We start from the raw sequence: 24,714 nt of genomic DNA on the forward strand, positions 1-24,714 counted from the left end.
GGACCATCACGGTGAGATCACAAGGAGGCGCCATGGAACAGGACATGCAGTCGCTCGAGGACTTCGACGTTGGCCGCGAGGCGTGGCCGATGGCGGGGATTTCGCTCGTACATCTACCCGGGGCGACGCACGCATCGGGGCTCGACGGCGATGCGCGCCGGGGGCTATCGCGCAACCCCAAGCAACTGCCTGCCAAGTATTTTTACGACCGGCGCGGATCTTTGCTGTTCGAACGTATTTGCGCGACCCCGGAATATTATCCGACGCGCACCGAATCGGCACTGCTCGCACGCCACGCATGCGGGATACTCGATCAGGTGGCACCGGGAACGCTGGTGGAGATCGGTAGTGGGTCGTCGGTCAAGACCAACCATTTCTTTGTGGCCTGCGAACGTGCCGGGCGGTATGTTCGCTACCAGCCGTTCGATGTCTGCGACGAGGCCTTACGCGCGGCTGCCGCGCGTCTCAAGCGCCGCTATTCATGGCTGGAAATGGAGCTATTGGTGGGCGACTACGCCGTCGATCTGCCGGCGCTGCCACATTCCAGGGGTCCGCGCCTGTTCCTGTTCCTTGGGGGCACCATAGGCAACCTAAGCCATGACGAGGCTGTAACTTTTCTCACAGCGCTGCGTGCCACCATGCATGCCGAAGACTACCTCCTGCTCGGTTTTGATCGCATCAAGGACAAGCGTATCCTCGATGCCGCCTATAACGACGCTCACGGCTACACCGCGCAATTCAACATGAATCTTCTCAGGGTCTTGAACACGCGGCTGGGCGCGGATTTCGACGAACGCCGGTTTATGCATGTGGCGTTTTTCAATGAGCACAAGGGCCAGGTCGAGATGCATCTGCGTGCACGCAGTATGCACACTGTCACGCTTGCGCGCATCGGTCTTGTAGCGTCCTTTGCGCGCGACGAGACTATACTGACGGAGATCAGCCGCAAATTCACGCCGGAAGGCATGAGGGCGCTGCTGGAGACCGCGGGTTTTGGCTGGTGTCGCCATGAGGAGTCGGACAACGGCTATTTCTCGTTGGTGCTTGCCGCACCGGCCTGAGCACCGGCATGGCAGCGTGGCGGTGTCCATGGGGCGTGCCGATGGCTTCGGCCTTGGCATGATGAGCCAAAGGGTTCGCGTATCAGAAGTGGCGGCCCGGCGAATAGGAGTCATGATAGGAGATGCAAACTGATGAATCGGAAGGGACTTATAGGGGTAGTAGGCGGGGGCTTGGGTCTATTGGGCATCGCTGTCGCGCAGGCGTCGGCATTTTTCGTAGAGACCGTGCCGATGGCAATGCCGGCGGCACAAAAAGCCGTGATCAGGGCCCTCAGCTCGCATCACTTCAAGGTGGTCATGAAGCTCGATATCCTGCACTTGATTGCCGCCAAACAGAAGATTTTGCATGTCCCAGATTTCAACAAGCCCGGGTTCACCGATGTCCGTGCCCTGGTATTTTGTAACCCGTTCCTCTTTAGCGGCCTGCTGAATCATGCGTGGAAGGCGGCGTCGGTATGTCCGCTGAATGTGACACTCTACAGCAAGGCGGCGAAGACCACCGTGGTCTTTCCGAAACGCTCCGTCTATACCCGAAGCACGGCGGCGCGGGCCGTGGGGGGCAAGATCGATCGCATGGTGATCGACACGCTCAGGACGATCCCCGGCAGCCATCCGGGATAGATCGGGACGTGCCTGGCGTCGCGCCCGGGAAGGTGCACGGTGACAAAGGGTACCCGGGAGACAAGGCCGTCGGCGACCTTTTGGGGCGGTGCCATGGCGGACATCGCGCTATTGTAAGGGGGGTGTGGGCGCGGCGCAGGGCCTACCGGGCGATGTCGGGGCGCGGCCTTGGGGTGATGTGATAGTCGCGCGGAGTGGCTTGTGACTACGGAAACCAGACACCGGGCAGGGCGCGCGGATACGATGGTCGTGATAAGCAGGATGGCAGCAAGGCGCTGGGCCGTGACCGCCGCCCGCCTCGCGTCGCCGCCGGCACGCGCGCGCCGGCGGCGATGACCGGTTCGGCGGCGGGAGGGGTAGTGGAAATCAGGGACCTCATTGGGGTATTCGCGATCTTGAATCCGATCGGGGCGATCCCGCTGTTTCTGTCGCTGACTGCCGGTCGGTCGCATGCCGAGATGCGGCGCATCGCCGCTAAGACCGCGCTGGCCGTAGTTGCCATTCTGTTGATCGCCACTTGGTCGGGGCAGCGTCTGCTGGCCCTGTTTGGGATCGGGGTGCCGGCGTTTCGTATCGCCGGCGGCCTGCTCGTATTGTTGATCGCCATCGCCATGTTTCACGCCAAATCGACCCCCGCCCGGCATACCCGCGAAGAGGATGCGGAGGCGGAATCGAAGGAAGACATCGCCGTGGTCCCCCTGGCGATCCCGCTATTGGCGGGCCCTGGGGCCATCAGTCTTGTCATCGTCGATGCCCAAAAAGCCAGCGGGCTGGGTGCGGAATTGGCGTTGAGCGCCGGTATAGTCGTCGTGGGCGTGCTTGTGTGGCTGGTGTTGCGTCTGGCCGAGCCCATCGGTGTGCGCCTAGGGACCGCGGGCCTTAATATCACCACCCGCGTCATGGGCCTGATCCTGGCCGCCATGGCGGTGCAATTCATGGCCATCGGTCTTACCGCGCTGCTGCCGGGCCTGGGACGCTGATATCCAGTCCGATTGCCGCGCCATCGCTTGAAACTTGGGTTCCGGCCCCCCATCTGCAAGCCAGACGCAGACAGAGGGCTTCCCCATGAGGATGGACAAGCTTACCAATCGATTCCAGCAGGCGCTGGCCGATGCCCAGTCGCTTGCGGTCGGCCGTGATCACCAGTTCATAGAGCCCGCCCATCTGCTCGCCGCCCTGCTCGACCAGGATGCCGGCGTGCGGCCCTTGCTTGCCAAGGCCGGCGTAGCCGTCGATGCCCTGCGCGCACGGCTAGACGAACTGCTCGATCGGTTGCCGACGGTTGAGGGCTCGGCCGGGGAGGTGCACATCGGCAACGACCTGTCGCGACTCCTCAACATCACCGACAAGTACGCCCAGAAGCGCGGCGACCAGTATATCGCAAGCGAGCTTTTTCTGCTGGCGGCGCTCGACGACAAGGGCGACATCGGCCAGGTGTTGCGTGAAAGCGGTGCCGCCCGCAAACCCCTGGAGGCGGCGATCGACGAATGGCGCGGCGGGAACAAGGTGAACGATCAGAATGCCGAACAACAACGCGGCGCGCTCGATCGCTACACGGTGGACCTGACACAGCGCGCCTTGCAGGGCAAGCTCGATCCTGTGATCGGGCGTGACGACGAGATCCGCCGCGCCATTCAGGTCTTGCAGCGGCGCACCAAGAACAACCCGGTGCTGATCGGCGAGCCCGGCGTCGGCAAAACCGCCATCGTCGAGGGGCTGGCCCAGCGCATCGTAAACGGCGAGGTGCCTGAGGGGCTGCGCGGCAGGCGCCTGTTGGCCCTCGATCTCGGCGCACTCATAGCCGGGGCCAAATTCCGCGGCGAATTCGAAGAACGCCTGAAGGCCGTGCTGTCGGATCTGGCCAAAGAGGAAGGGCGTGTCATCCTGTTTATCGACGAGATCCATACCATGGTCGGGGCTGGCAAGGCCGAGGGTGCCATGGACGCCGGCAATATGCTAAAGCCGGCGCTCGCGCGCGGCGATCTCCATGCGATAGGCGCCACCACCCTGGACGAATATCGGCAATACATTGAAAAAGACGCGGCGCTCGAGCGGCGTTTCCAGAAGGTGCTGGTGGACGAGCCGACGGTCGAGGATACGATCGCCATCCTGCGCGGCCTTAAGGAAAAGTACGAGGTACATCATGGCGTGGATATCTCGGACCCGGCGATCGTCGCGGCCGCCACCTTGTCGCATCGCTATATCACCGACCGCCAGCTGCCGGACAAGGCAATCGATCTCATAGACGAGGCGGCGGCACGCATCCGCATGGAGATCGACTCGCGGCCGGAGGCCATGGACCGGTTGGATCGGCGCCTGATCCAGTTGAAGATCGAACGGGTGGCGCTGCAAAAGGAGTCCGACGAGGCCTCGCGCAAGCGTCTCGCGGCGCTCGAAGGGGAGATCGAGCGGCTCGAGCGCGAATATGCCGACCTCGAAGAGGTTTGGCGGTCCGAGAAGGCCGACCTGCAAGGCGAGCAACACATCAAGGAAGAATTGGATCGTGCGCGCATCGAGATCGAAAACGCGCGGCGCGCGGGCGATCTCGCGCGCATGTCGGAACTCCAGTACGGGCGCATACCGGAACTCGAAAAGCAGTTGGCGGCGCGCGCAAAGCCCGCGCCCGCGAAGCTTTTGCGCAAGGAGGTGGGCGAGGAAGAAATCGCCGAGGTGGTGTCGCGCGCCACCGGCATTCCGGTATCGCGCATGATGGAAGGGGAGCGCGAAAAGCTCTTGCGCATGGAAGATGAGCTCCATAAGCGCGTCGTGGGGCAAAGCGAGGCCGTGCGTGCGGTGGCCAATGCCATTCGCCGTTCGCGTGCCGGGCTTTCCGATCCCAACCGCCCGAACGGTTCGTTCCTGTTCCTCGGACCGACCGGCGTCGGCAAGACCGAGCTGTGCCGGACGCTGGCATCGTTTCTGTTTGACGCCGACGATGCCATGGTGCGCATCGACATGTCTGAGTTCATGGAGAAGCACTCGGTGGCGCGCCTCATAGGGGCCCCGCCCGGCTATGTCGGATACGAGCAGGGCGGCTATCTTACGGAAGCAGTGCGCCGGCGCCCGTACTCGGTGGTGCTGCTAGATGAGATCGAAAAGGCCCATCCGGACGTGTTCAACATCCTGCTGCAAGTCCTCGATGACGGACGGCTGACCGACGGCCAGGGGCGCACCGTGGATTTCCGGAACACCATCATCGTCATGACCTCGAACCTCGGCTCGCAGGTCATCCAGGAGCTCGCCGGTGAAGACAATTACCGGCACATGAAAGACGCGGTCATGGAGATCGTAGGCCAGCACTTCCGCCCGGAGTTCATAAACCGGGTCGACGATATCGTCGTCTTCCATCCGCTGGGGCGTGAGGATTTGAGGCGCATCACCGCCATTCAATTGGGCAATCTGGTGGAACGTCTGCGCGCCCGCGACCTCGGGTTGCACCTGAGCGAGGCGGCCATGGATAAGCTCGCCGAGGCCGGTTTTGATCCAGTCTACGGCGCGCGCCCCTTGAAGCGGGCGGTGCAGCAATACCTGGAAAACCCGCTCGCCCAGGAGATCCTGAAAGGCCGATTCGGCCCCGGAGACGTGATCGAGGTGGAGGTCGGGGGCGAGGATTTCGTGTTCGGCGCGCGCCGCGCGGCGCCGTCCCCGGACAAGGCCCGGAGGGCGTGAGGACCCAGAATCCTCAGGCGTCGTCTTCCGCGGGGACCGGGCGCGGCTTGCGGTCCGGGCCCATGGCCACATAGGTGAGCGTGGCCTCGGTCACGCGCACGCATTCGGTGTGGGTGCCGTCGCGGAAACGCTCGGCGTAGACGGCGACATCGACCGTAAGCGATGTCGTGCCCACACGCACGACATCGGCATAGAGGCTCACGAGATCGCCGACGAACACCGGCTTATGGAATTGCACGGCGTTGACCGCCACTGTGATGACGCGGCCCCGCGCGCGGCGGTGGGCGACCACGCTTCCGGCGATATCGATCTGGGACAGGATCCATCCGCCAAAGATGTCGCCGGCGACGTTGGTGTCGGCGGGCATGGGCACGACGCGTATGGTGGGCAGGCGTCCTGGATCGACAACGGGATCTTCTGGCGTCATGAGGCGATTCCCAGTAAGCTTTGACATAGGACTATCATTATATCGTCACCATCTCACTGAAGCCCAGGGACCATGCACACACCCGTCAATCAGGAGGAATTCCTCGATCTGCTCGACCAGGCCATTTTCGAGACGCGCGACATGTTGAGCGTGATCGAGAGCGAAGGCGAGGACGGCGAGCTCGGCGAGCATGCCGGCGTCTTCGAGGTTCTGGAGCGGATGCTTGTGGAGCTGCACGCCGAGATCTGCGCCGGCCATCATACCTTTGGGGGGTCGGCGCTCGCCTATACCGAGCTGCTGGCGCGGTTTCGGTCGCGCATCCCGTTTGCGGACGTCCTTGAGATGCTGAATACGGTCCAGAAGGGCGGATTCGCGTGAGCGGCAATACCTACGGCCGGCTCTTTTGTGTGACCAGCTTTGGCGAGAGCCACGGTCCGGCGATCGGCTGCGTGATCGACGGATGCCCCCCCGGGCTTGCCCTTTCGGAGGCCGATATCCAGCCCGATCTCGACCGCCGGCGTCCCGGAACGTCCCGCCACACGACCCAGCGGCGCGAGGATGATCGGGTACGCATCCTCTCGGGGGTATTCGAGGGCCTCACCACCGGTGCGCCGATCGGGCTTTTGATCGAAAATACCGATGCCCGCTCGCAGGATTACAAAAAGATCGCCGAGGTCTTTCGCCCTGGCCATGCCGATTACACCTACCAGCAGAAATACGGCCGGCGCGATCACCGCGGCGGCGGGCGATCGTCGGCGCGCGAGACCGCGACGCGCGTGGCAGCCGGCGCCGTCGCGCGCGCCTACCTGCGTTCACGTCTCGGTATCGTCGTGCGCGGCTACCTCGCGCAGCTGGGACCGTATAGGGCGGATACCATCGATTGGGATGCGGTTGCGGAAAACCCGTTTTTCTGTCCAGACCGCGCGCTCGTTCCGGAGCTCGAGGCCTATATGGATGCCCTGCGCCGCACCGGGGATTCGATCGGCGCGCTCGTTACGGTGGTGGCTGAAAATGTCCCTCCCGGGCTCGGCGAACCGGTCTTCGATCGGCTCGACGCCGACATCGCCCACGCCATGATGAGCATCAATGCCGTGAAGGGCGTGGAGATCGGCGACGGCTTTGCGGTCGTGACCGCGCGCGGTTCCGAGAGCCGCGATGAGATCACCCCGGAGGGATTTCTCGCCAACCATGCGGGCGGTATCCTGGGAGGCATCTCGTCCGGTCAGGATATCGTCGTGCGGCTGGCCCTGAAAGCGACGGCCAGCATCCGCATCCCGGGACGCACGGTGGATCGCCAAGGGATGGCGGCCGAGGTTGTGACCACCGGCCGGCATGATCCGTGCGTCGGTATCCGTGCGACCCCCATCGCCGAGGCCATGCTCTGCCTGGTGCTGATGGATCATGTATTACGCCACCGCGGACAGAACGCCGAAGTGACCTGTCCCACACCGCGCATACCCGCCCGTCCCGACTAGTGGTGGGCGTGACGGGATCCCAGGACAAGCGCCCCAAACTCGGATCATAGGCCGCCCCCGTGCCCGCCATCCCCTCATACTCCTTGGGCGCGCGCCTTGCGCCCGGTCCGCGGTGCCCGGGAATTCGCCCTTGGATAGGGCGGTGGGGTGCGCGCCGCCCGGGGGAGTGTCCTTGAGTCCTCGTCGCCCCCACGGCGATTGGCCGCGATCGGCGTTCTACGCGTGCTATTTCAGTGCGCTCGGGGCGCTTGTGCCCTATTGGCCGCTGTACCTGCGCCAGCGTGGTTTCGGGCCGCGGGCGTTGGGAGATCTGATGGCCCTGCTGGCGCTCTCGCGGGTCATAGCCCCCTATGTCGGTGGCGCCTTGAGCGACTACTTTGGGCACCGCATGACGGCGGTGCGCGGCGGCGCCATACTGGCGTTCGCGTGTTTTCTCACCATCCCCTGGGCGCACGGTTTCGTGGCCATGGCGGCGGTCATGATGGCCTTCAGCTTCTTTTGGTATGCCACGCTGCCGCCGGTGGAGGCCAGCACCCTGGCCTTCCACGGCGATCGTTATGGACGCATCCGCCTATGGGGATCGATCGGGTTTATCATCGCCGTGCTCGGCCTCGGACCGGTCCTGGGCCGCTTCGGGGCGGCGACGGTCGTGCCGGTCATCGCCATGCTGCTCTTCGGGCTGTGGCTTGCAACCCTCGGGCTCGCGCCGTTTACCTCGCCGGTGGCGAGCGGCGCACGGCGGCCGATCCAGCGGGGACTGTTGCCATTTCTCGCGGCCTGTTTTCTGATGCAGGTAAGCTACGGTCCTTATTACACCTTCTACTCGCTCTATCTCGCGCACTACGGCTACAGCACGGCGGCCATCGGTGCCCTGTGGGCGCTGGGTGTGATCTGCGAGGTGCTGGTATTTTGGCAGGCCGGGCGGTTTTTCGCGCATTTTCGCGAATCGCGACTCCTGGCTTTTACATTCGCGCTCGCCGTCGTGCGCTGGGTACTGATCGCGCTGTTTCCGCGATCATGGCCGCTCCTTGCGCTCGCGCAGACCTTTCACGCCTTCACCTTCGGACTCTATCACGCCGTTGCGGTACGGCTCGTGAGCCGTTTTGCGGCTCCCGGTGCCAAGGCCCGCGCCCAGGCCATCTATGGCACGGCCGCCGGCGCCGGGGCGGCGGCCGGGGCGGCTATGAGCGGGTATCTGTGGGTGGCGCTCGGGCGCGAGGGGATGTTCCTGGCGGCGGCCGCGGTCGCTGCGGTCGGGTTTGCCATCATCGCGCGCCGGCGCATTGCGCCTGTCGAGCCGGCTTTTTAATGGTGCGCGCGCCGGCGCGCCAGAGGGAATGACAGGATCTGGCCACGGGGTTCCGGGGACTTGGGTGGCCGTGACCTCGGTTTGTGTTCGAATACCGCCTGCACCGCGGCCAGGAATCCCTCCGAGAACCGATAGGTGTCGATGTCGGTGTGATCGGCGTGCGCGACGGCGGCATGGATGGGCGCGACGGCGCGCAAACAGGCCTCGGCCGATACCCAATCGCGGACATGGCGGCAGCGGTTCTCGGTGTAGATGGCGCGCACCAGCGTGACGGCAAGCTCATGATGGAGCCCGCAGCCCTCGAAGACGTCCGGGAGGCCTGCGGCCTGCGGCCGTACCGGGAGATGCACATGGCCGAGGCGTTGTTCCAGGGCCTGAAGGAGTTGCAGGAAGGTCATGACGGGATCCTGGATCGGGATGGGACGCATGCGGGCCCCGGTCACTATCGATGGCCGTTATTGTCGGCTACCGGTGCGATCCTGTCGAGATGTGAGACGCGTGGCATGACCGCCGCGCGGCCGGACAATATTGGCATTGGCGGTCCCTTTGCGTACCATGGGCGCATTTTATCAGGCGGATTTCGATGGCAAAGACGCTTTATGACAAGTTGTGGGATAGCCACGTGGTCCGGCAATTGGCCGATGGGACGTGCCTTCTCTATATCGACCGCCAGCTGGTCCACGAGGTGACGAGCCCGCAGGCCTTTGCGGGCCTACGCGCCCGCGCCCGCGGGCTCTGGCGGCCGGATGCCAATCTCGCAGTCGCCGACCACAATGTCCCGACCCGCGACCGGGCGCTCGGTATCGCGGATGCCACGTCACGCCGACAGGTCGAGGCCCTCGAGCAGAACTGCCGGGATTTTCAGGTCCCGCTTTTTGCCATGGACGATGTCCGCCAGGGGATCGTGCATGTTACCGGACCCGAGCAGGGCGCGACGCTCCCGGGGATGACCATAGTGTGCGGCGATTCGCATACCTCCACTCATGGGGCATTCGGCGCGCTTGCCTACGGTATCGGCACCTCCGAGGTCGAGCAGGTGCTGGCGACGCAGTGTCTCTTGCAAAAACGTTCGCGGACCATGCGTGTGCGTCTCGAGGGTACGCTCCCACCGGGTGTCGGCGCCAAAGACATGGCGCTTGCCGTGATCGGCCGGCTCGGGACCGCCGGCGGCACCGGCTATGCCATCGAATTCGCGGGCTCCGCAGTGCGCGCCTTGTCCATGGAGGGGCGCATGACGCTGTGCAACATGGCCATCGAGGCTGGCGCCCGGGCTGGCCTGATAGGCGTGGACGACACTACCATCCGCTATCTGGCGGGGCGCCCGTTTGCGCCCACCGGCGCGCTTTGGGAGCGTGCCGTGGCGGCGTGGCGCAACTATGTGAGTGATGCTGACGCGCGGTTCGACCAGGAATGGGAGATCGACGTGAGTGCGCTTGCACCGCAAGTGACCTATGGGACCTCGCCGGAGATGGTGGTCTCGGTCGAGGGACGAGTACCGGATCCCGCCGCCGAACGTGACCCGGCGCGGCGCGAGGCCCTGACGGCTGCCTTGGCCTATATGGATCTGCGCCCCGGGACGGCGATCACCGACATCGCCGTCGACGTGGTGTTCATCGGATCCTGCACGAATGCCCGCATCGAGGATCTGCGCGCCGCGGCGGCCACGGTCGCCGGGCATCGGCTGGCCCCCGGGGTACGGCGGGCGCTCGTGGTCCCGGGGTCGGGTCTCGTCAAGCGCGCCGCCGAGGCCGAAGGGCTCGACCGGATATTCACCGAGGCCGGTTTTGAGTGGCGCGAGCCGGGGTGCTCCATGTGTCTGGCCATGAACGCCGATCGCCTGGAGAGCGGCGAGCGCTGCGCGTCGACCTCGAATCGCAATTTCGAGGGGCGCCAGGGCCAGGGCGGCCGCACCCACTTGGTCAGTCCACGCATGGCGGCGGCGGCCGCCATCGCCGGGCACTTCGTCGATATCCGCCACGATTTTTAAGGCTGGGAGGGGTATTTGCAACGCTTTGAGAAGGAAACGGGCCTCGTCGTCCCGCTCGACCGCTTGAATGTCGATACGGATGCGATCATCCCCAAGCAATTCCTGAAGGCCGTGGCGCGCACCGGTTTTGGCGCCAACCTGTTCGATAATTGGCGTTATCTCGATCACGGTGAGCCGGGTCAGGAGACGCCGCGTACGCCCAATCCGGATTTCGTCTTGAATAAGCCCCGCTACCAGGGTGCGTCCATACTGCTTGCGCGCGGCAACTTCGGTTGCGGATCGTCGCGCGAGCACGCCCCGTGGGCCCTGCTCGAATACGGTATCCGTGCCATCGTAGCGCCAAGCTTCGCCGACATCTTTTACAACAACAGCCTGAAAAACGGCCTGCTACCGGTGGTGTTGCCGGAGGCGGTGATCGATCGGCTGTTCGCGGCGGTGGAGGCGACCGTGGGGTATTCGTTGACGATCGATCTGCGCTGCCAGCGGGTGTTCGCGGGAGACGAGGAGATTGGCACCTTCGCGATCGATGCCTTCCGCAAGGAATGCCTGCTCGAGGGACTCGATGATATCGGCTGGACGCTCGCCCACGAGGACGAGATCCGCGACTACGAGGCGCGCAGACGAAACGAGGCGCCGTGGTTGTTTGCGCCGGCGAGGGGGCATTCGTGAAAAAGGTGGCGGTATTGCCAGGCGACGGTATTGGGCCTGAAGTGGTGGCGGAGGCGGTGCGGGTACTGGAATGCCTGCGCGACGAGAGTGGCCTGGCCGTGGAGATCGAATACGGCCTAGTCGGGGGCGCGGCCTATGACGTTCACGGCCAGCCGTTGCCCGAGGAGGTGCTGAAGCTCGCCCGCGAGGCCGATGCCATTTTGCTCGGGGCGGTCGGCGGACGCCAATGGGAGGCCTTGCCGATCGCCCTGAGGCCCGAGAAGGCCCTGCTCGGCCTGCGCGCGGCATTGGGCGTTTTTGCCAACCTGCGGCCCGCGATCCTGTACCCGCAGCTGGCGGGCGCCTCGACGCTGCGTCCCGAGGTGGTTGCCGGACTCGATCTCATGATCGTGCGCGAGCTTACGGGCGGCATCTATTTCGGGGAACCGCGCGGTATACGCACGCTGGATACCGGCGAACGCCAGGGCTTCAACACGCTTGTCTATTCCGAATCGGAGATCGAGCGGGTGGCGGTGCGCGCCTTCGAGACCGCCCGCACCCGCGCCCACCGGGTGTGCTCAGTGGATAAGGCCAATGTCCTCGAGGCCACCGAGCTATGGCGCGAGGTGGTGACGCGCGTCGCCAGCCGTTATCCGGACGTCGCGGTCACCCATATGTATGTCGATAACGCCGCCATGCAGCTGGTGCGGGCCCCCAAGCAGTTTGATGTGCTGGTCACGACCAATATGTTCGGCGACATCCTGTCGGACGCGGCAGCCATGCTCACCGGCTCGATCGGGATGCTGCCTTCGGCGTCGTTGAATGAGACCGACCGCGGGCTCTATGAGCCCATCCATGGCTCGGCACCAGATATCGCCGGCAAGGGTATCGCCAATCCGTTGGCCACCATCCTGTCGGTGGCGATGATGCTGCGCTATAGCTTTCACGAGCCGTCATTAGCCGCACGCGTCGAGGCGGCGGTATCGGCGGTGCTCGATAGCGGCCTGCGCACGGCCGACATCCGCGAGGGCGGGCCGGCCGCGGTCTCTACCCGCGCCATGGGGGACGCCGTGGTCGCGGCGTTACGATCCGCGCTCTCTTGATTTTCCGTGAAGCGGCCTTGAGGCCCGGAGTCTTATAAGGTATGACGCACACTTTCGATGTCGCGGTGGTGGGGGCGACCGGCGCGGTCGGCGAGGTCATGTTGGCGATGCTCGCGGAACGTAAGTTTCCGGTACGCCATCTCTATGCGCTGGCCTCGCAACGCTCGGTGGGGGCCAAGGTGCGGTCGGGCGATAACGAGCTTACGGTGCTCGACCTTGCGACCTTCGATTTTAGCAAGGTGCAGATCGGTCTGTTTTCGGCGGGCGGCGAGATCTCCGCGATCTATGCCCCGAAGGCGGCGGCCGCCGGCTGCGTCGTCATCGACAACACCGCCCATTTCCGCTACGAAGACGATATTCCGCTGGTGGTGCCCGAGGTGAATCCGCAGGATATCGCGCGATACACGGCGCGCGGGATCATCGCCAATCCCAATTGCTCGACCATCCAGATGGTGGTGGCCTTGAAGCCGCTCTATGATGCGGTCGGCATCGAGCGTATCAACGTCTGTACCTATCAATCAGTATCAGGCACCGGGAAAGAGGCCCTGGAAGAACTGGCAGCGCAGTCGCGCGCGGTGCTCTCGGGCCAGCCTGTGACCAGTAAGGTCTATCCCAAGCCCATCGCTTTCAATGTGTTGCCCCATATTGATGTCTTTCTCGAAAATGGCTATACCAAAGAAGAGATGAAGATGGTGTGGGAGACGAACAAGATCATGGGTGACCCCTCGATTCGCGTGAATCCCACGACCGCGCGGGTGCCGGTGCTCTACGGCCACTCCGAGGCCCTGCATATCGAGACCCGCGAGAAACTGACGGCTGCGGCAGCGCGTGCGCTGCTCGAAAAGGCCCCTGGGGTCGTGGTCCTGGACGAGCGCCGGGCGGGCGGCTACCCGACCGCGGTCACCGAATCGGCGGGACGCGATCCGGTGTTCGTGGGTCGCATCCGCGAGGATCTGTCGCACCCGCGCGGGCTCGATCTGTGGGTAGTGTCGGACAATCTGCGCAAAGGCGCGGCCTTGAACAGTATCCAGATCGCCGAGCGTTTGGTGGCGACGTTTTTATAGTCTATAGTCCGAAGAACCAATTCGAGGGATTTCTCAAGAAGACCCTCGAAATCCATGAAATCTCGGGGAGCGAAATGGGCCCCCAGGAGCAGGCGTAATGGCGAAGAATCGCAAACATCGGTCGAGAATGGTCCCGATCCTCTGGGCGACCGCGCTATTCTATGCGCCACTCGCGCAGGCCCTGGGCCTGGGGTCGCTGACGGTCACCTCCAACCTGGGGCAACCGCTGCGCGCCGAGATCCCGCTTTTGTCACTACACCGCAACGAGCGTCACTCCGTGCATGTGGCGATCGCGTCCGGTGCCGACTTCGCGGCCGCGGGGCTCCGGAAATCGCGGGCCCTGCGCGCGATCCACTGCCGCGTACGGCGCGTTGGCAGCGGCTATGAGATCATGTTGCAGAGTCGCCAACCGATCAATGAGCCGTTTCTGCATTTTCTGCTGCATGTGCGCTGGTCGGGCGGCTCCCTGTTGCACATGTATACGGCGCTCCTGAACCCGACAAACGGAGTCACGATGCTGCCGCAGGGCGGACCGATGCCCCAGCTGCGGTCGATCGCCGCGGCGGCTGTCTCGGCGCCGGTCCGACCGCAGCGATCACGGCGGCCGGCGACCACCGTCGTCCGTCCCGGGGAGACGCTGTGGGCGGTGGCGACCCGCACAGCGCCTCATGGCGGCACTATCCCGCAGGCGTTGGAGGCCTTTCTGCGCACGAATCCGGGGGCGTTCTTTCACAGGAACGTGAATGACTTGCGCGCGGGGGCCGTGCTGAAAATCCCGACGGCGCAGGAGATTCGCGCGCTCAGTGCGCACCATGCCACGATGTGGCTCGCGTCCCAGGACCGGGCCTGGCGCCATTACAAGATGCAACTTGCGCAAACCCCGGCGAGTGCCACCCGCGCGAGTGCCGGTGTGGCCGGGACATTGACGCAGGCGCGCCTGGTGCCGGCCGTGCAGCGGCCTTTGCATATCGAGGCCGCGCGGCTGACTACGGTCGCCGGGGCCGGTGGTGGCGGCAAGGGCGGCTCGACCTCGTTCGAGCGCCGCGTGCAACGCCTGCAAAAGGAACTGCAGAAGACCCGGCGGCTCATGACCCTGGAAGATCAGGAGCTCGCATTATTGCAGCGGCAGGCCGCGGCGCGTGCCGCCCATGCCCCGGTGGTCGCCACAGGCGCCATCGCCAAGGCCGTCCCGGCGGCCGCCACGCAGCCGGTCGGGCATGCCATGCCCGATGCCGCTGCGATCAAGCCCCATGCGATCCTACCCGTACACCGGATCACCGCACCGGTCAGGCCGCTGCCGCCGCCATCGCCCGCGCCGTCATTTCTGTCGACCCTGCTGACCTCGGAACGTACCCCCATCCTAGGGGCCTTGCTGGTGATCGTCCTTGGCGGCGGATTGCTCGCGATTCGCAGGCGGCGCCAGAGCATGGCGGAGTTTGAAGAAAGCATCCTGTCGGGGGGCGGGTTGAGTTCGGAAGGGCAGATGCCTGATACGGCGGGATTGCCAAAGACCCCGGACGTCTCGTTTTTGAGCGAGTTCAGTCAGGGTAATGCCGGCGGTGCCCTGCATGCCGACGAGGTGGATCCCTTGGCGGAGGCGGATGTCTATCTCGCCTATGGGCGCGACGAACAAGCCGAGGAGATCCTGCGAGAGGCCGCGACCAAGGAGCCAGCACGCCTGGAGTTGAAGCTGAAGCTGCTCGAGATCTATCTCCAGCGCCATGACAAGAAGGCCTTTGAGATCGTCGCCGAGGAGATCTATGCGGCCTCCGAGGGCCGTGGCCCGGCGTGGCAAAAGGTCGAGGAGCTGGGACGTAAGCTTGATCCGTCTAATCCGCTTTTTAAGGGCAATGCACGGATCTCGCAGCCTGACGCGGGTGTGGTGACAGGTGACGATGAGCCGGCATCCGGCGCAGGGCTCTCCGATCGTATCGATTTCGCGGCCGTGGCGCGCGAGCTCGCGGAGGTATCCGCGCCGCGGGCGGCACCGGCCGGCCTCGATGACGGGGAGGGATCCCTGGACTGGTCTACGGGTGATGAGGTCCTGAACACGGAATCTCTAGGGTCCCTACGGGCCGAACCTGCTATCGCCGATCAGAAGGAGTCCGAATCCGGGCTCAATGATGACGGCGTCTTGGACTTTTCGCTCGACCTGGGGCGCCCATCAGAGCTCGTGGAAGATACGGAGGGGCGCCTCCCGGACGCCTCGTCGGCTGAGGATGCTCAGGCCGAGTCTGTCGACTTTCAGTGGGATCACTCCCTGGAGCCTGCGGCCAAGACGGATGGGGGCGCTGACGAGTTCGCGATCCGGTTCGACGAAGACGAGACCCAGGATCTGACGGCCCGCGATCTGGATCTGGGGAATTCCGCACCCGATCAACGAGCCCGCGAGACACTGTTTGCCGGCGAGCCGCCTTTTGAGGCGGTGTCGGGTGGGGCGGAGGAGGGCGAGCTGGTGCTCGAGGCCGACATACACACCGACGGCCAGGCCATTGACACCAAGCTCGATCTGGCGCGCGTCTACATCGATATGGGCGACAAGGATGGTGCGCGCGGGATACTCGAAGAGGTATGCGCGGAAGGTAACCCGGCCCAGCGTGCGCTCGCGGAACAACTGATGGGGTCGTTCGCCTAGCCGCCTCTTGGAGGGCGCGGGCGCCGTTCGAGGGTCAGAAAGCGGAAGGCGTGGGAGTGGCGATCATCGGCGTAATGCGCCTCGTCGGCGATCGTCTCCCAGTCGGCGCGGTCAAACCGGGGGAAAAAGGCGTCGCCCGCCACATCGGCGTCGATCTCCGTTAGATAGAGGCGGTCGGCGCGGGCCAGGGTTTGCGCATAGAGGCTCGCCCCACCGATGATGAACACCTCCGTGGAGCGCGCCCGCCCCAAGGCGTCGTCCAGGGAGCCGACGACCTCCGCATCCTCTCGTGCGGCCACGTACCCGCTATCCCGCGATACGACGATGCTATGCCGGCCCGGCAGGGCGCCAGGCAGCGATTCATGGGTCTTGCGGCCCATGATGACGGTCTTGCCGAGCGTAAGCGCCCGGAACCGGCGCAAGTCGTCCGGCAGGTGCCAAGGGAGGCCATTGTCGCGACCGATGGTGCCATTGCGCGCGACCGCCACGAGCAGCGCGAGCCTCATACCGCGACCGGGGCCTTGATGGCCGGATGGGGATCGTAGCCACGGATCTCGACATCCTCGAAACGAAACGCAAAGAGATCGGTGACATCGGGGTTCAGCGCAAGCCGCGGCAGCGGGCGCGGTGCGCGTGCCAGTTGCTCGTGTGCCTGATCGATATGGTTGCGATAGAGATGCGCGTCGCCCAGCGTGTGAATGAAATCCCCGACCTGAAGGCCAGTGACGTGTGCCACCATGTGCGTAAGCAGTGCGTAGGAGGCGATATTGAACGGCACACCGAGAAAGACGTCGGCGCTGCGCTGGTAGAGCTGGCAGGAAAGCCGGCCATCAGCGACATAGAACTGGAAGAGCGCGTGACAGGGGGCAAGCCGCATCCGCGGCAGGGCCGCCACGTTCCACGCCGATATGACGAGCCGGCGGGAGTCGGGATCGCGCCGGATGGTCTCGACGACATCACGAATCTGGTCAATGGTCTGGCCATCCGCTGCCGGCCACGAGCGCCACTGGGCCCCATAGATGGGCCCCAGGTTGCCATCGGCATCCGCCCATTCATCCCAGATGTGGACCCCTTGCTCATGCAGATAATGGATATTCGTGTCCCCCTTGAGGAACCACAGAAGCTCGTGGATGATGGAGCGCAGGTGCAGGCGCTTGGTCGTGACCAGCGGGAAGCCCTCGTCGAGCGCAAAGCGCATCTGGTATCCGAATACGCTCAAGGTTCCGGTGCCGGTGCGGTCACCTTTGGCGACCCCGTGGTCGAGGATATGACGCATAAGCTCCAGGTAGGCACGCATAAGAGACAGTGTAACATGAGGGGGGAGGAGGTCGCTGCCATGATCTATGTCCGCGAAAGCCCGCAGCATGGGCGCGGCGTATTCGCCAGCGTACCCATTGCGGCAGGTACCACGCTGATCCGGTTTAGCGGGCCGCTCCTTTCGCGCGCGCAGGTCGATTTTGGGGACTATCACCTGCAGGTGGGAGACGATCTCTATCTGGGCCCCTCGGGCGCGGCCGACGATTTCGTGAACCATTCGTGCGCGCCGAACGCGGGCTTCGCCGACGGCCTGGTGCTCCAGGCATTGCGCGACATCGCCGCCCACGAGGAGATCACCTGGGACTATTCCTGCGCCATAGACGAGGCGGATTTTCCAGGATTTCCATGCGCCTGCGGGGCCGTATCATGCCGCGGTCTGGTGCGCTCTTTTCGCCATCTCGAGCCCACGGTCCGCGAGCGGTTGCGCCCCTGGGCGCTGCCCTATCTGCGCGACCGCTACCGCCCATAGGCACGGGAAAGCCGCTCATCCGGGCCCGTTGGGTCGAATCCCGGGGGAATGCCCCGACAGGCGGTGTCCTCGAAAAAATATCTTGCATCCTGCGGCCTCTTCATTGGATATAATGAGGGGCTGGAGCGTGTGCTCCGTTAAACCCCCAATGTACCGGAGATCATAATGAAGAAATTGATCCTTGCATCGGCCGTCCTCTTCGCGCTAGCCGGCTGCCATAAGGCCGCCAATAACAGCGCCTCGTCGACGACCGCCAAACCCGCCAGCTCGTCGTCCAGCACCGGCGCGGGCACGACCACAAGCCCGAGCAGCAGCTCCTCCACGACCGGCGGATCGGCGGCACCTACTGCCCCGGCGGCCAGCGGCTCCTCGTCAAGCGGCATGTCGTCGATGAAGGGGATGTCGTCTTCGACCACGAAGAAGAAGAGCACCTCCAGCCAGTAGTCCGATCGACGCGCGCCGGAAAGGTCCTTAAAAGGTCCGGCGCGCGGCACCTCCCGGCTGCGCACTCCGACCTCACGATGCAGATCGGAGCGTGGCGGCCTCGAGCGTGTTGGCGAGCAGGGTGGAGACCGTCATCGGTCCTACTCCACCAGGCACCGGCGTGATCCATCCTGCTCGTTTTTCTGCTTCTGCGAAATCGATATCACCGACCAGGTGGCCGTTTGCCAGGCGATTCATGCCGATGTCGATGACGATGGCCCCTTCCTTGATCCAATCCCCGGGTATGAGATGCGGTTTGCCAGCCGCTGCGATCAGGATGTCGGCGGCCGCGACATGGCCACGAAGGCCGTTCGTGAATCTATGGCAGGTCGTCACCGTGCACCCGGCGAGCAGCAGCTCAAGGCCCATCGGGCGCCCGACATGATTCGAGGCCCCGACGACGACTGCATGGAGCCCACGGAGCGGGATACCCGTGTGGTGCAGGAGCGTCATCACCCCCGCCGGGGTGCACGGCCGTAGCGCCGGGCGACGCACTGCGAGCCGCCCCATGTTATAGGGATGGAAGCCGTCGACATCCTTGGTCGGCAGGATGTGCTCTATGAAAAGCTCGGGCCGCAAAGGGGCGGGTAGCGGCAGCTGTAGCAAGATCCCATCGATACTCTCGTCTTCGTTCAGTCGCGTAATGAGTGCGAGAAGTTCGGCCTCGGTGGGGGCGGTCTTCAGGATATGCGGGACGGATCCGATGCCAACGCGCCTGCAGGCCTCGGTCTTGTTGCGGACATAGATTGCGGAGGCCGGATCGTCACCGATCAGGATGACCGCCAAGTTTGGGCGCCGCAGGCCATGGCTCTCGCGCGCATCGATCCGCTCCTTGATGTCGGCCAGGATAGACGCGGCGATTTGTTTGCCGTCGATGAGGCGCGCAGTCATAGAGGTCATCCGGAAGAAAGCCCTATCATCCCATGACCCACGGACGTGGCCAAGCCATAATCCATGGGGTCCATGGCGCGCGCCCGGATGGCTACGCGATCATTGACGAAGTCGGCCGCTCCGCGTATATTTTTGCCCCTTCGCCGCATTGGGCGAAGGCATGCTCGGGGTATAGCGCAGCCTGGTAGCGCACCTGCTTTGGGAGCAGGGTGTCGGGGGTTCGAATCCCTCTACCCCGACCAACAGGAATGAGGCGCCCGTAGCTCAATGGATAGAGCAACGGCCTTCTAAGCCGTTGGTTGCAGGTTCGATTCCTGCCGGGCGTGCCACACCGTCATCCCGATCGTTATGGTGAGCGTAGCTCAGCTGGTTAGAGTCCCGGATTGTGATTCCGGTTGTCGTGGGTTCGAATCCCATCGCTCACCCCACTTTATCAATGACTTATGCGTTCTTCTTAATGAAGAATATAGGGTACCGGTACACCGGCGGAACATTCAAGTCGGCGCAAAGTGTACCGGACGACCTCCTGAAGATCCCTTTAAATAGAGCCAGGTAGAGCCCAAAAACGCCCATGGTGTGTCGGTTTTCGTGCGTGAGTTGTCTTGCGGTCTCGCCCGGCAGTGCGCGGGATCGGGGCATCTCTGTCGGTAAGCGAAGTGGAAAAAGGGATCCAGGAGGTCCACGAAGGGGAATCAGTGGTACTTCGGCATGAACCCCCTGAAAGGGGTAAAGGCCCACATCGGGGTCGACAGCAAGACCAAGGTCATCCATGCTGTAGTGGCCACTGCCGCCCACGTCCATGACGTCACGGTCCTGCCGGATCTGCTCCATGGCGAGGAGACCCGGGTATGGGGTGATTCGGCCTATCAGGGCCAGACCGATGTTCTCCGGCAACACGCCCCCAAGGCCCGCGACCTCACCAACCGCCGCTATCGGTACAAAGGTGTGGTACGCGTCACCCGAGTACGCCGAGGCGCTGCGTTTTCGTGGCGCCGCGCTGGCCCGTCGATTAATGTTCGTTAATGGCGCAAGTCAGCCTCTGAAGGCACCATGATGCACAACCTTCCGCTCTAGAGGGATACTCTGTCAGCATGCTGGCTCCGCGCCCTTGAGCTTGTACGTTCGGCATCAATGGCACATGGCTGAGGGATCTGGTTAGCCAGGAGGCTCGAAGTCGAAGGTTAATCGCGCCGGCGACTACGTGCGTGCCAGTATCGCAACGCCCGACAATGTCGCCGCGATAGAGGCATGGCGCGAGGCGCACCGTGCGGTCCTCAATACGTTCCAAAAAATTCTGCACAACCGGACGCGAGACACGGACTGTGAATGAAGCTACCGTCGTTCCCAATCTCTTCGACGAACTAGATGAGGACTACGAGTCGCTCGCCGAGGCCGCCGACGAATGGGGAGACAAAGAGTCGGGCACAAAGGCAGCGAGCCGCACCAGGCGTGATGCCATCGCGCAGGAAATCGAGTAGCTCCGCCACTTCAGAACGCTGGCAACCAACACCCGTGACAACGCCAAGGGCAAGGCGCTGCTCACCGCTCTGGATCGCGCCTTCGGTGAGCTGGATCGGTTGGGTGCGGCCAGGAAGGCTATCATCTTCACCGAATCCAAGCGCACGCAACAATACCTCCTCGACTTCCTGGCCGCTACGCCATTCGGAGACGGCATCGTACTCTTCAACGGCACCAATAGCGGCCAGCGCGCGCAGGCAATCGACAAGGACTGGTGGAAGCGCCACGAAGGCACCGATCTCATCACAGGTTCTAAGACTGCCGACACCCGCGCGGCCCTGGTCGAACGGTTCATGGAGCGCGGTAAGGTCATGATTGCCACCAAGGCTGGGCCCGAAGGCATCAACCTCCAGTTCTGTTCGCTCGGCATCAAACTATGACCTGCCCTGGAACCCGCTGCGCATCGAACAACGCATTGGACGGCGCCACCGCTACGGGCAAAAATTCTATGTAGTGGTTGTGAACTTCATAGACCACAGCAATGGGGCAGGCGCGCGGGTGTGCGAGCTGGTGTCGCAGAAGTTCCCACTATTCGGAGGTGTATCGGGGCCAGTGACGAAGTTATCAGCACGGTTGGCTCCGGTGTCGACTTCGAGCGGTGTTTTGCCGAGATCTACCAGAACTGCCGACAGCCTAAGGAAGTCAAGACCAGCTTCGAGCAACTCCAGCTCGACCTTTCCAGCGAGATCAACGATACGATGGTTAAGACCCGCCATTTGCCTCTAGCCTACAAAGGGAGGCCCCCCGGCTCTGCCGGGGAGGCAGGTAAAGTTTGACAAATAGGGGAGTCCATCGACGAAACTCCCATTCGTGAGCCGCCAAGCTAACGAAGAGGAAATTTCACGATGGACGAGTATCAAAGCCTAAGCCACTCGAAGTGGGAGTGCAAATATCATGTGGTGTTTATCCCGAAATGTCGCCGAAAAACGCTATACGCCCAGCTGCGGCAGCACTTAGGCGAAATATTCCGCAATCTGGCAGAACGCAAGGAAAGCCGGATCGAGGAGGGCCACCTGATGTCAGATCATGTGCACATGATGATATCGATTCCACCCAAGTACGCAGTCTCACAGGTGGTCGGGTACATCAAGGGCAAGAGCGCCATTCATCTGGCACGCGTGTACGGGGAACGGAAACGCAACTTCGTCGGGCAGCACTTCTGAGCCCGAGGGTACTTTGTCTCCACGGTCGGGCGCGATGAGGCCACCATCCGGGAGTACATCAGAAACCAAGAGCAAGAAGATCAGCGCCTGGACCAAATGAACCTGTGGCGTTGATGGGCCACCGTGCGGTGGCCCCCAAGAACCGGGGCCGCGTAAGCGACCCCCTGATATGTATTGACCTGTCAACTACTGGTATGGGTTTTCTTTTGTCTTTTCGCTCCTTTTGTCCGTAAGTCTTTGAGTCAAGGCACGAGCGGCTGTTAACGACGGTCGATCACTCTGATATACGCGGGTTGGATACCGCCTGACTTCGCTTCGTCGTGGAGCTGCCTCGCTCTATAATCGAGGGTCACCGGGTTGAATCGGCGCCTCATAGGGGGGCCGAGGATTCTCCCACCGGGCCACTCCTGCCTTGATATAAAGACTCACGTCTCATGGTTAATAGTTTACCAGTCACACTGACAATTATAGTATACTCGAAGTCTTATGCGCTATGTTGGTTACTGGGTCTCCGTCTGGACGGCACAGGCCACGGCCCACAGGAAGCCTGTGAGCTCACGGGCAATGGCCGTGCACACCTGCACCTTGATCTTGCCGGCGCGGATCAGGTGCTGGTAACGGCCGCAGAGCCGCTTCTGGGCCTTCCAGGCGATGGCCTGCACGGGATCGCTGGTGTTCTTGGCCCGCCGTTGCAGATGCGCGGTCTTGCGCGCCGGGAAGCGGTAGCACCAGGCGGCCTCGGTGAGCACCCGCCGGACGTGCCCATTGCCGGTCTTGGTAATGCCGCCGCGGCGGGTGGTGGCGCCACTGGAGGATTCGGAGGGCACGAGCCCCAGATAGCTCATGAGCTGCCGGGGCGAGGTAAAGCGCGTGAGATCCCCGATCTCGGCGACCACGGTAAGGGCCGTCACGAGCTGTATGCCGCGCAGCGCCATCAAGGCGCGCACGATGGGGGCTAATGAGAAATCGTCCAGGACCCGCACCATCTCCTCTTCCAGGGCCGCCACCCGGCCGGTGAGATGGGCCACGGTATCGACGTACTCCTGGAAGACGTTCTGCTGGACGGGGGCCTCGAACTTGAGGGTCATGAGCCACTCACCATGGGCCTTGGTCCATTTGGTCTTGCCCGCGGCATAGAGGCGACCATGACGCAGGAGAAAGGCCGATAGGCGCTGCTTGGCCTGCCGCTCGAGGGCCTTGGTGTCTTCCCGGGCGCGGGTGAGGTCGCGCACCGCCTCTTGCTCGGGTCCTGGGACCCAGACCGCCGTGAGCTCGCCGGCGCGATGCAAGCGGGCGAGCGATTCGCTATCCCGGCGATCGGTCTTCACCCGATCCCCGGGCTTTACGGGGATGAGCGAGGGGGCGACCACGGCGCAGGCATGGCCCAGATGGGTCAACTGCCGGTGGATGCCGTAGCCGCAGGGGCCGGCCTCGTAGCAGAACGACAGCACCTCACCGGCCGGGCTCAACTTCTTCACGAGCTTGGCCACCGCCTCCGGGGTGTTGGCGATCTCCCCGTAGTAGCGCGGCTTACTCTGGCCGGCCTCGGCAATAGCCACCGCTATCGTGTCCTTATGTGTATCCAAGCCTATGTACTTGCTAAACTTCGTCATGACCTGCCCCCTCAATTGTGGCTCTGAGCTGATGGTGGTTTTCCCGACCTCAAGCTTAATCCACGTCGCTTGAGGCCGGGCAGGTCAATACATGATGTCTATAGCCGCTTTGAGCGGCTCACAAATTAAAGCCCCCGGCTCTGCCGGGGGATATTTACTCGGATAGCGGGTGGGTCAAGCCCACCCATATGTCCGCGGACGAAGCTCCGGCGTTCACATGGAGGTTGACTTTATTAGCGTGAACGTGGTAAAGACAGTGTTACTCGGTGAGCGATGCGCTGAGCGTTGGTTTGTCTTGTTCGATGTCTGGCCCAGGACCTAGCGCTTGAGGTGGCTATAGCGTCGTAGGCTCCGTTGATTCGCGAACGCTAACCGGGGGCAATCTAATGTTCACCAGCAATCCTTTCGCTGATCTTACCGTTTTTCTGTCCCCGCTTGTCATGCAGGTCTACGTCCTGCTGATGCTCCTACTGGTGGTGGCCGGGACGATGCTCGACATGCGTCACAAGAAAAGCGCCCAATACTTTTTCGAGAATGCCAGGAAGGCAAAAAAGAAAGCGACGCGCACGCTAAGTACCGGTGAAAAAAGCGCGCTGGCCTTGAAGACCGTCGCCAAGGAGGTGCTGACCTCGGGCGAATTCGACAATCCGAAGCGCCGCATTTCCCACCTCTTCACTATGTACGGCTTCATAATTTTTGTCGTCACCACGGTGATACTGATCTTTGCCTATCCGACCTTGAACGATCCGGTGCCGAAAATCCTGCCGCTGCTTTGGTATCTGGGCGCGGCCATGCTGTGCCTGGGGGGTTACTGGTTCTGGTTCAGCATCCGCGTCGACGTCGCCAGCGAGGGCGTCAAGTGGTATCACCTCAACGGGCGTGGCGACCTTTTTATCATAGGCCTGCTCGGCATGGGCACCTTTGCGCTGCTCTGGTCTTTCACCATGGGGCTCGGCGCACTGAACATGCTGTTCTTCGTGTTGTTCGTCGCCTTCAGCACCTTGCTCTTCGGCTCGGTGTACTGGTCCAAATTCGCGCACATGTTCTTCAAGCCCGCGGCCGCGTTCCAGAAGCGCATTACCAAGGCGGATGGCTCGAGGGAAAACATGCCCGCAATCTACGATTTGTCGGATCCTAAAGTGCAGGCGAGGTTTCCGGATATCCCGACCTACATGGGCGCCAAGCCGCCCAACATGGGATTGGGAATCAAGCGTGAAGCGCCCAACCATTTTTAACGGGCCAATCAATCGAGAGGAGCACC

At 63.2% G+C, this 24,714-nt stretch carries 21 protein-coding genes, 3 tRNA genes and 3 pseudogenes; 20 read left to right on the plus strand and 7 right to left on the minus strand.

The window, feature by feature from the left end; translation table 11 throughout:
* The first annotated feature begins 32 nt into the window (after nt 1-32).
* The 4 genes from egtD to clpB all read left to right on the plus strand — a co-directional run bounded on the left by egtD (nt 33) and on the right by clpB (nt 5,351).
* Nucleotides 33-1,061, plus strand: a complete 1,029-nt coding sequence (gene egtD, locus C4900_RS09290) for an L-histidine N(alpha)-methyltransferase (RefSeq protein WP_170132494.1) — start codon at nt 33-35, stop codon at nt 1,059-1,061.
* Between the two features lie 132 nt (nt 1,062-1,193).
* On the plus strand, nt 1,194-1,682 hold the full coding sequence (locus C4900_RS09295; protein WP_065970623.1) for a DUF302 domain-containing protein: 489 nt from the start codon (nt 1,194-1,196) through the stop codon (nt 1,680-1,682).
* A 359-nt stretch (nt 1,683-2,041) separates the two neighbouring features.
* A complete protein-coding gene (locus C4900_RS09300) occupies nt 2,042-2,662 on the plus strand; it encodes a MarC family protein (protein ID WP_211306872.1) in 621 nt (206 codons plus the stop codon).
* An 85-nt stretch (nt 2,663-2,747) separates the two neighbouring features.
* A complete protein-coding gene (clpB, locus tag C4900_RS09305; RefSeq protein WP_065970621.1) occupies nt 2,748-5,351 on the plus strand; it encodes an ATP-dependent chaperone ClpB in 2,604 nt (867 codons plus the stop codon).
* A gap of 13 nt (nt 5,352-5,364) precedes the next feature.
* On the opposite strand, the gene C4900_RS09310 is transcribed toward clpB, so the two are convergent.
* Nucleotides 5,365-5,778, minus strand: coding sequence for an acyl-CoA thioesterase (locus C4900_RS09310; protein WP_065970620.1), 414 nt, complete (start codon nt 5,776-5,778; stop codon nt 5,365-5,367).
* 72 nt (nt 5,779-5,850) lie between these two features.
* Between C4900_RS09310 and C4900_RS09315 the strand changes: the two genes are divergently transcribed.
* From C4900_RS09315 to C4900_RS09325, 3 genes are all read left to right on the plus strand, one after another.
* On the plus strand, nt 5,851-6,156 hold the full coding sequence (locus C4900_RS09315) for a hypothetical protein (RefSeq protein ID WP_065970619.1): 306 nt from the start codon (nt 5,851-5,853) through the stop codon (nt 6,154-6,156).
* On the plus strand, nt 6,153-7,253 hold the full coding sequence (gene aroC / locus C4900_RS09320) for a chorismate synthase (RefSeq protein ID WP_065970617.1): 1,101 nt from the start codon (nt 6,153-6,155) through the stop codon (nt 7,251-7,253). The genes C4900_RS09315 and aroC overlap by 4 nt, the downstream gene beginning before the upstream one ends.
* A gap of 172 nt (nt 7,254-7,425) precedes the next feature.
* Nucleotides 7,426-8,562, plus strand: coding sequence for an MFS transporter (locus C4900_RS09325; protein ID WP_065970669.1), 1,137 nt, complete (start codon nt 7,426-7,428; stop codon nt 8,560-8,562).
* On the opposite strand, the gene C4900_RS09330 is transcribed toward C4900_RS09325, so the two are convergent.
* Entirely contained in the window at nt 8,559-8,990 is a 432-nt protein-coding gene (locus C4900_RS09330; RefSeq protein WP_065970615.1) for a hypothetical protein, read from the minus strand. The genes C4900_RS09325 and C4900_RS09330 overlap by 4 nt on opposite strands.
* A 155-nt stretch (nt 8,991-9,145) precedes the next feature.
* Here C4900_RS09330 and leuC point away from each other — a divergent pair, with 155 nt between their 5' ends.
* The 5 genes from leuC to C4900_RS09355 all read left to right on the plus strand — a co-directional run bounded on the left by leuC (nt 9,146) and on the right by C4900_RS09355 (nt 15,999).
* Complete coding sequence (leuC, locus tag C4900_RS09335) at nt 9,146-10,549, plus strand: 3-isopropylmalate dehydratase large subunit (RefSeq protein WP_065970613.1); 1,404 nt, start codon at nt 9,146-9,148, stop codon at nt 10,547-10,549.
* 15 nt (nt 10,550-10,564) lie between these two features.
* Nucleotides 10,565-11,218 (plus strand): 3-isopropylmalate dehydratase small subunit, encoded by a 654-nt coding sequence (gene leuD / locus C4900_RS09340; protein WP_065970611.1) that lies wholly within the window; start codon nt 10,565-10,567, stop codon nt 11,216-11,218.
* On the plus strand, nt 11,215-12,300 hold the full coding sequence (gene leuB / locus C4900_RS09345; RefSeq protein ID WP_065970609.1) for a 3-isopropylmalate dehydrogenase: 1,086 nt from the start codon (nt 11,215-11,217) through the stop codon (nt 12,298-12,300). Before leuD ends, leuB begins: the two co-directional genes overlap by 4 nt.
* Nucleotides 12,301-12,341: 41 nt before the next feature.
* Nucleotides 12,342-13,364 (plus strand): aspartate-semialdehyde dehydrogenase, encoded by a 1,023-nt coding sequence (locus C4900_RS09350; protein ID WP_065970608.1) that lies wholly within the window; start codon nt 12,342-12,344, stop codon nt 13,362-13,364.
* A gap of 97 nt (nt 13,365-13,461) precedes the next feature.
* Nucleotides 13,462-15,999, plus strand: a complete 2,538-nt coding sequence (locus tag C4900_RS09355) for a FimV/HubP family polar landmark protein (protein ID WP_083995867.1) — start codon at nt 13,462-13,464, stop codon at nt 15,997-15,999.
* Here C4900_RS09355 and C4900_RS09360 read toward each other — a convergent pair.
* Nucleotides 15,996-16,505 (minus strand): dihydrofolate reductase, encoded by a 510-nt coding sequence (locus tag C4900_RS09360; RefSeq protein WP_114282984.1) that lies wholly within the window; start codon nt 16,503-16,505, stop codon nt 15,996-15,998. The two genes, C4900_RS09355 and C4900_RS09360, sit on opposite strands and share 4 nt — an antisense overlap.
* Nucleotides 16,502-17,296 (minus strand): thymidylate synthase, encoded by a 795-nt coding sequence (locus C4900_RS09365; RefSeq protein ID WP_065971934.1) that lies wholly within the window; start codon nt 17,294-17,296, stop codon nt 16,502-16,504. Before C4900_RS09365 ends, C4900_RS09360 begins: the two co-directional genes overlap by 4 nt.
* 39 nt (nt 17,297-17,335) lie before the next feature.
* Between C4900_RS09365 and C4900_RS09370 the strand changes: the two genes are divergently transcribed.
* Nucleotides 17,336-17,785 carry an SET domain-containing protein gene (locus C4900_RS09370; protein WP_170132495.1) on the plus strand — a complete coding sequence of 150 codons (450 nt, stop codon included), beginning with the start codon at nt 17,336-17,338 and terminating at the stop codon, nt 17,783-17,785.
* A 137-nt stretch (nt 17,786-17,922) separates the two neighbouring features.
* On the opposite strand, the gene C4900_RS09375 is transcribed toward C4900_RS09370, so the two are convergent.
* A complete protein-coding gene (locus C4900_RS09375) occupies nt 17,923-18,294 on the minus strand; it encodes a hypothetical protein (protein ID WP_065971932.1) in 372 nt (123 codons plus the stop codon).
* A gap of 7 nt (nt 18,295-18,301) precedes the next feature.
* Nucleotides 18,302-19,159, minus strand: a complete 858-nt coding sequence (folD, locus tag C4900_RS09380) for a bifunctional methylenetetrahydrofolate dehydrogenase/methenyltetrahydrofolate cyclohydrolase FolD (RefSeq protein ID WP_065971931.1) — start codon at nt 19,157-19,159, stop codon at nt 18,302-18,304.
* Nucleotides 19,160-19,324: 165 nt separating this feature from the next.
* Here folD and C4900_RS09385 point away from each other — a divergent pair.
* The 6 genes and pseudogenes from C4900_RS09385 to tnpA all read left to right on the plus strand — a co-directional run bounded on the left by C4900_RS09385 (nt 19,325) and on the right by tnpA (nt 21,954).
* Nucleotides 19,325-19,401, plus strand: a tRNA-Pro gene (locus tag C4900_RS09385).
* Between the two features lie 11 nt (nt 19,402-19,412).
* Nucleotides 19,413-19,488 (plus strand) — tRNA-Arg (locus tag C4900_RS09390).
* 22 nt (nt 19,489-19,510) lie between these two features.
* Nucleotides 19,511-19,587: transfer RNA gene (locus C4900_RS09395), tRNA-His, on the plus strand.
* Between the two features lie 247 nt (nt 19,588-19,834).
* Nucleotides 19,835-20,107: pseudogene (locus C4900_RS16665) on the plus strand (transposase); the annotation flags it as partial.
* A 386-nt stretch (nt 20,108-20,493) separates the two neighbouring features.
* Nucleotides 20,494-21,402 (plus strand): annotated as a pseudogene (locus C4900_RS17275) (helicase-related protein); the annotation flags it as partial.
* Between the two features lie 120 nt (nt 21,403-21,522).
* Nucleotides 21,523-21,954 (plus strand): annotated as a pseudogene (gene tnpA / locus C4900_RS09410) (IS200/IS605 family transposase).
* A 386-nt stretch (nt 21,955-22,340) separates the two neighbouring features.
* On the opposite strand, the gene C4900_RS09415 reads toward tnpA, so the two are convergent.
* Entirely contained in the window at nt 22,341-23,453 is a 1,113-nt protein-coding gene (locus tag C4900_RS09415) for an IS110 family RNA-guided transposase (RefSeq protein ID WP_114282560.1), read from the minus strand.
* Nucleotides 23,454-23,839: 386 nt separating this feature from the next.
* Between C4900_RS09415 and C4900_RS09420 the strand changes: the two genes are divergently transcribed.
* On the plus strand, nt 23,840-24,688 hold the full coding sequence (locus C4900_RS09420; RefSeq protein ID WP_065971927.1) for an adenylyl-sulfate reductase: 849 nt from the start codon (nt 23,840-23,842) through the stop codon (nt 24,686-24,688).
* Nucleotides 24,689-24,714 lie beyond the last annotated feature (26 nt).

It is taken from the genome of Acidiferrobacter thiooxydans (assembly GCF_003333315.1).
GTDB classification, from domain to species: domain Bacteria; phylum Pseudomonadota; class Gammaproteobacteria; order Acidiferrobacterales; family Acidiferrobacteraceae; genus Acidiferrobacter; species Acidiferrobacter thiooxydans.

Bases quoted from the DNA above. Each gene is read 5' to 3' on its own strand.
- C4900_RS09420 (WP_065971927.1), top strand. From the start codon at position 23,840: ATGTTCACCAGCAATCCTTTCGCTGATCTTACCGTTTTTCTGTCCCCG.
- C4900_RS09355 (WP_083995867.1), top strand. From the start codon at position 13,462: ATGGCGAAGAATCGCAAACATCGGTCGAGAATGGTCCCGATCCTCTGG.
- C4900_RS09365 (WP_065971934.1), bottom strand. From the start codon at position 17,296: ATGCGTGCCTACCTGGAGCTTATGCGTCATATCCTCGACCACGGGGTC.
- egtD (WP_170132494.1), top strand. From the start codon at position 33: ATGGAACAGGACATGCAGTCGCTCGAGGACTTCGACGTTGGCCGCGAG.
- clpB (WP_065970621.1), top strand. From the start codon at position 2,748: ATGAGGATGGACAAGCTTACCAATCGATTCCAGCAGGCGCTGGCCGAT.
- C4900_RS09310 (WP_065970620.1), bottom strand. From the start codon at position 5,778: ATGACGCCAGAAGATCCCGTTGTCGATCCAGGACGCCTGCCCACCATA.
- folD (WP_065971931.1), bottom strand. From the start codon at position 19,159: ATGACTGCGCGCCTCATCGACGGCAAACAAATCGCCGCGTCTATCCTG.
- C4900_RS09295 (WP_065970623.1), top strand. From the start codon at position 1,194: ATGAATCGGAAGGGACTTATAGGGGTAGTAGGCGGGGGCTTGGGTCTA.
- C4900_RS09330 (WP_065970615.1), bottom strand. From the start codon at position 8,990: ATGCGTCCCATCCCGATCCAGGATCCCGTCATGACCTTCCTGCAACTC.
- C4900_RS09350 (WP_065970608.1), top strand. From the start codon at position 12,342: ATGACGCACACTTTCGATGTCGCGGTGGTGGGGGCGACCGGCGCGGTC.
- C4900_RS09360 (WP_114282984.1), bottom strand. From the start codon at position 16,505: ATGAGGCTCGCGCTGCTCGTGGCGGTCGCGCGCAATGGCACCATCGGT.
- C4900_RS09415 (WP_114282560.1), bottom strand. From the start codon at position 23,453: ATGACGAAGTTTAGCAAGTACATAGGCTTGGATACACATAAGGACACG.
- leuC (WP_065970613.1), top strand. From the start codon at position 9,146: ATGGCAAAGACGCTTTATGACAAGTTGTGGGATAGCCACGTGGTCCGG.
- C4900_RS09315 (WP_065970619.1), top strand. From the start codon at position 5,851: ATGCACACACCCGTCAATCAGGAGGAATTCCTCGATCTGCTCGACCAG.
- C4900_RS09370 (WP_170132495.1), top strand. From the start codon at position 17,336: ATGATCTATGTCCGCGAAAGCCCGCAGCATGGGCGCGGCGTATTCGCC.